Raw genomic sequence first — 250 nt, forward strand, 5'->3', positions numbered from 1 at the left:
CTTGAGGGCATTGTCTCGAAGCGCCTGGACAGCGTCTATCGAAGCTCGACCATGAACTGGCGCAAGATAAAATGCTACGCCGAAAAGGACATGGACATCGTCGGCGTAAAGCGCGAGCGGGGAAAGCCGGCGATGATGGCAGACAACGGCCGCTTCATGGGCGGCGCCTTTGTGACCTTCAAAGCGGACAAGCCGCAAGCTCTGTGAAATCGAGTACAGGCAAGACGGGTGCTCCGCCGCCGAAGGGGCT

General features: G+C 59.2%; 1 pseudogene. It reads left to right on the top strand.

From position 1 onward, the window contains the following. Window positions 1-207, top strand: a pseudogene (locus EOD29_RS33695) (ATP-dependent DNA ligase); the annotation flags it as partial. Between the last annotated feature and the right edge of the window lie 43 nt (window positions 208-250).

Origin of the sequence: Mesorhizobium sp. M1A.T.Ca.IN.004.03.1.1, from assembly GCF_003997555.1 — a bacterium.
Lineage (GTDB): Bacteria > Pseudomonadota > Alphaproteobacteria > Rhizobiales > Rhizobiaceae > Mesorhizobium.